Genomic DNA, 4,335 nt, shown 5'->3' on the forward strand with positions numbered 1-4,335 from the left:
GACCGCACCGGTCCGCGCGTCTTCGACTCCACGCCCACGGACGACCAGGACATGACGTCGGCGTCGTGCGCGAGCTGGCCGCCGAGCTGCTGCGGCCCCGGCGCGAGGCGGCCGAGGCCGCCAACGCCACGTCCTCGGACGTCCTGGCGCAGGCGAATGAGCTCGGCCTCAGCCAGCTCGGCGTCCCCCGAGAGCCTCGGGCGGGCTGGCCGAGGAGCGCTCGGCGGTCACGGCGGCGCTCGTGGCCGAGGCGCTGGCGCAGGGCGACATGGGCCAGGCCGTCGCGTGCCTGTCGCCGGCCGCCGTCTCGACCGCGCTCGCGCTGTACGGCTCGGACGCGCAGCAGCAGACCTACCTGCCGGCGTTCGTCGGCGACGACGTCCCGGCCGCGTCCTTCGCCGTGACCGAGCCGCAGCCCCTGTTCGACCCCACCCTCCCCGCCACCCGCGCGGTGCGCACGCCCGCCGGCTTCCGGCTCGACGGCGTGAAGTCCGCCGTGGTCCGCGCGCCGACGCCGAGCTGTTCGTGGTCGCGGCCGACCTGGAGGGGGAAGGACCGCGGATGTTCCTGGTCGAGGCCGGCACGGTGGGCCTGGGTGTCGCGCCTGACCCGGCGATGGGCCTGCGCGCGGCGGCGCTGACCCGGCTGTCCCTGGACGGCGTGGAGGTCGCCGGACGCGCTGCTGGGCGACGGCGACGACTACCGCGACGCCCTGCGCCGGGCCGCATCGCCTGGGCCGCCCTGGCGGTCGGCACCGGTCAGGCCGTGCTCGACTACGTCAAGGAGTACGTGCTGCAGCGCGAGGCGTTCGGCGAGCCGATCGCCCACCGTCAGGCGGTCGCGTTCATGGTCGCCGACGTCGCCATCGAGCTCGAGGGCATGCGGCTGGCCGTGTGGCGCGCCGCCTCGCGTGCCGACCAGCGGCTGGACGTCGCCCGCGAGGCGGGCATCGCCAAGCAGCTCGCCTCCGAGCACGGCATGCGGATCGGCACCGACGGCGTCCAGCTGCTCGGTGGGCACGGCTTCGTCAAGGAGCACCCGGTGGAGCGGTGGTACCGCGACCTGCGGGCCGTCGGCGTCATGGAAGGAGCACTCCTCGTCTGAGGGGGAACGCGATGATCAACCTGGAGACCCCCGCCCGCCTGCGCGGCTTCGTCAAGCAGGCCCACGACGTGGCCGACAGCTTCCTGCGGGCCAACTCGCGCAAGTACGACCTCGCCGAGCACAGCTACCCGGTCGAGCTGGACCTGCTCGCGTCCCTCGTGGACGGCATGAACGACTCCGGCCAGGGCCACGGGGCCGGCGCCGGGGGAGTGCGCCGCAGCGAGGCCGGCGAGGACGGCGGCGTCCGCAACGGGACGCACATGGCCTCGGTCCTCTCGGTGATCGAGATGTGCTGGGGCGACGTCGGCCTGCTGCTGTCGATGCCGCGCCAGGGCCTGGGCAACTCGGCCATCGCCTCGGTGGCGACCGACGAGCAGCTCGAGCGGTTCAAGGGCACCTGGGCGGCCATGGCCATCACCGAGCCCGGCGTGGGCTCGGACTCGGCGCAGATCACCACGACGGCGGTCATGGACGGCGACCACTACGTCCTCAACGGCGAGAAGATCTTCGTGACGTCGGGGGACCGGGCCGACTCCGTCGTCGTGTGGGCGACGCTGGACCGGTCGAAGGGCCGCGCCGCGATCAAGTCGTTCGTCGTGCCCAAGTCGCTGCCCGGCATCCGGGTCGAGCGCCTGGAGCACAAGCTCGGCATCCGCGCGTCCGACACGGCGGTGATCGTCCTGGACGACTGCCGGGTGCCGGCCGAGAACCTGCTCGGCAGTCCCGAGATCGACACGTCCCAGGGCTTCGCCGGGGCCATGGCGACGTTCGACAACACCCGGCCGCTGGTCGCCGGCATGGCGGTCGGCTGCGCCCGCGCCGCGCTGGAGCGCACCCGCGAGCTGCTCGAGGAGGCCGGCGAGGTCGTCGACCCGGACCGGGCACCGGCCCGCCAGTCCCACGCCGTCGCCCGGTTCCTGGCGATGGAGGCCGACTGGGAGGCCGCGTACCTGCTGACCCTGCAGGCGGCGTGGATGGCCGACAACGGCCGTCCCAACTCGATGCAGGCCTCGATGGCCAAGGCCAAGGCCGGACGCGCCGGCAACGCGATCACCCTGGGCTGCGTCGAGCTGCTCGGCACGGTCGGCTACGGCGAGGACGAGCTGCTCGAGAAGTGGGCCCGCGACAGCAAGATCCTGGACATCTTCGAGGGCACCCAGCAGATCCAGCAGCTCATCGTCGCGCGCAGGCTGCTCGGCCTGTCGTCGGCCCAGCTGCGCTGAGGCCGGCGGGTGGGGACGGTTCGTTAGGATGACGCCGTGCCTCCCCAGAAGCCGGACGACTTCGACATCGACGTGCAGCTCACCCGGTTCTTCCGCCGGGCGCGCACGCGCACGATGCGCAACCTCTCGCGCATCGACCCGGCCCTGGACTACGGCGCGTACCTGGTCCTCATGATGGTCTTCGACGCCCCCGACGGCGTCCGGGCCTCGGAGCTGGCCGAGGCCTTCGCGGTGCACAAGTCGACGATCAGCCGGGCCGTCTCGCAGCTGGAGCGGCTCGGGCTGGTCGAGCGCGAGCCCGACCCCGAGGACGGCCGCGCGCAGCTGCTGACCGTCCCGTCCGAGGCCGCCGCCCGCATCCAGGAGGTGCGCACGGACGTCCACGAGTGGCTGGGCGCCCTGCTCGACGGCTGGTCGCTCGAGGAGCGGGCCACGTTCGCGAACCTGGCCCGGCGGCTCAACGAGACGCCGGACCCGGCCTGACTCAGACGGTCAGCAGCGACTTGATCGCCGTCCGCTCGTCCATCGCGCGGTAGGCGTCGGCCACCTGGTCCAGCGGGACGCTCAGGTCGAACACGCGGCCCGGCGCGATGCGCCCCTCCCAGACGTCCGGCAGCAGCTCCTCGAGGTAGGCCCGCACCGGCGCGACGCCGCCGTTGAGCCCGACGTTGCGGCCGAACATGGACGGCACGTCGAGGGTCACCCCGTGCGGCACGCCGACGTAGCCGACCATGCCGCCCGGGCGCGCGCTGCGCAGGGCCTGGTCCATGGACGCGCCCGTGCCGACGCACTCCAGGACGCAGTCGGCGCCCAGCCCGTCGAAGATCTCCTTGACCGCCTGCGCACCCTCCTTGCCGCGCGCCTCGACGACGTCGTCGGCGCCGAACGCGCGCGCGAGCTCCTGGCGGTCGGCGTGCCGCGACATCGCCACGACCCGCGCGGCACCCAGGCGCTTCGCGGCCAGCACCGCGCTGAGGCCCACCGCGCCGTCACCGACGACCGCGACGGTGCTGCCCTGGGTCACGCCGGCGCTGACCGCCGCGTGGTGACCGGTCGGGAAGACGTCGCTGAGCGTCAGCAGGTGCGGCACCAGGTCCGCGTCGGGCTCGCCCGGCGTGGCGACGAGCGTCCCGTCGGCCAGCGGGACGCGGACGAGCTCGCCCTGCAGGCCGTCCACGAAGTGGCCCTCGCGGTCGTCGCCGCCCCAGAAGCCGCCGTGGCGGCACGAGGTCTGGACGCCGACCCGGCACGCCGCGCAGGTGTTGTCGCTGTAGGCGAACGGGGCGATGACGAAGTCGCCCGGCTGCACGGTGCTGACCGCGCCGCCCACCTGCTCGACGACGCCGACCATCTCGTGACCGATCCGCTTGGGCTCGTGGACGGCGTTGACCCCGCGGTAGCTCCACAGGTCCGAGCCGCAGACGCAGGCGGCCACGACGCGCACGACGGCGTCGGTGTCGAGCTGCAGCTGCGGGTCCGGGACGGTGTCGAGGCGGACGTCGAACGGGGCGTGGAGGACGGTGGCGCGCATGTCGTCATCGTGCCAGCCCGCCGCGAAGGACGCCGAGCGGGCGTTGTGCGAGGATCGAGACCATGAGTGAGAAGCCTGAAGTCGACTTCATCCCCGGCCCCCCGCCCACCGAGCTGACCGTCACCGACCTGGTCGAGGGCGACGGCCCCGAGGCCGTGCCGGGCGGCGTCGTGGACGTCCACTACGTCGGCGTCGAGTTCGAGTCCGGCGAGCAGTTCGACTCGTCCTGGGACCGCGGCCAGTCCGCGCGCTTCCCGCTGCCGCAGCTGATCGCCGCGTGGCAGCAGGGCATCCCGGGCATGAAGGTCGGGGGCCGCCGCCAGATCATCGCCCCGCCGGAGCTGGCCTACGGCCCGGCCGGCCGGGGCCACCACCTGTCGGGCAAGACGCTCGTCTTCGTCATCGACCTGCTCGGCGTCGGCTGAGCCGGCGCCACGACCGTCACGCGGGCGGGTCCGGGAGCGATCCCCGGCCCCG

General features: G+C 73.8%; 6 protein-coding genes. 5 read left to right on the forward strand and 1 reads right to left on the reverse strand.

Translation table 11 applies throughout. From position 1 onward, the window contains the following. Positions 1-241: 241 nt before the first annotated feature. Genes AC2W7G_RS10035 through AC2W7G_RS10050 form a run of 4 tightly spaced genes read left to right on the forward strand, consistent with a single transcriptional unit; the run spans position 242 to position 2,810 of the window. The gene (locus AC2W7G_RS10035) at positions 242-640 is read left to right on the forward strand and encodes a hypothetical protein (RefSeq protein WP_485868302.1); all 399 of its coding nucleotides are present in this window, start codon (positions 242-244) and stop codon (positions 638-640) included. Next, complete coding sequence (locus AC2W7G_RS10040) at positions 562-1,104, forward strand: acyl-CoA dehydrogenase family protein (protein ID WP_485868303.1); 543 nt, start codon at positions 562-564, stop codon at positions 1,102-1,104. The genes AC2W7G_RS10035 and AC2W7G_RS10040 overlap by 79 nt, the downstream gene beginning before the upstream one ends. 11 nt (positions 1,105-1,115) lie before the next feature. Further along, positions 1,116-2,327: an acyl-CoA dehydrogenase family protein gene (locus AC2W7G_RS10045; RefSeq protein WP_485868304.1), complete on the forward strand. Its 1,212-nt coding sequence runs from the start codon at positions 1,116-1,118 to the stop codon at positions 2,325-2,327. Between the two features lie 36 nt (positions 2,328-2,363). Then, positions 2,364-2,810 (forward strand): MarR family winged helix-turn-helix transcriptional regulator, encoded by a 447-nt coding sequence (locus AC2W7G_RS10050; protein ID WP_485868305.1) that lies wholly within the window; start codon positions 2,364-2,366, stop codon positions 2,808-2,810. Between the two features lies 1 nt (position 2,811). Here the strand turns inward: AC2W7G_RS10050 and AC2W7G_RS10055 are convergent, their stop codons facing one another. Beyond that, positions 2,812-3,858, reverse strand: a complete 1,047-nt coding sequence (locus AC2W7G_RS10055; protein ID WP_485868306.1) for a zinc-dependent alcohol dehydrogenase family protein — start codon at positions 3,856-3,858, stop codon at positions 2,812-2,814. A gap of 62 nt (positions 3,859-3,920) precedes the next feature. On the opposite strand from AC2W7G_RS10055, the gene AC2W7G_RS10060 reads away from it, so the two are divergent. After that, the gene (locus tag AC2W7G_RS10060) at positions 3,921-4,283 is read left to right on the forward strand and encodes an FKBP-type peptidyl-prolyl cis-trans isomerase (protein WP_485868307.1); all 363 of its coding nucleotides are present in this window, start codon (positions 3,921-3,923) and stop codon (positions 4,281-4,283) included. Positions 4,284-4,335: the final 52 nt, after the last annotated feature.

This window comes from Aeromicrobium sp. PFPM2_SD2 (genome assembly GCF_057364525.1).

Coding starts and splice junctions, on each gene's coding strand:
- AC2W7G_RS10040 (WP_485868303.1), top strand. CDS start 562: ATGTTCCTGGTCGAGGCCGGCACGGTGGGCCTGGGTGTCGCGCCTGAC.
- AC2W7G_RS10045 (WP_485868304.1), top strand. CDS start 1,116: ATGATCAACCTGGAGACCCCCGCCCGCCTGCGCGGCTTCGTCAAGCAG.
- AC2W7G_RS10055 (WP_485868306.1), bottom strand. CDS start 3,858: ATGCGCGCCACCGTCCTCCACGCCCCGTTCGACGTCCGCCTCGACACC.
- AC2W7G_RS10060 (WP_485868307.1), top strand. CDS start 3,921: ATGAGTGAGAAGCCTGAAGTCGACTTCATCCCCGGCCCCCCGCCCACC.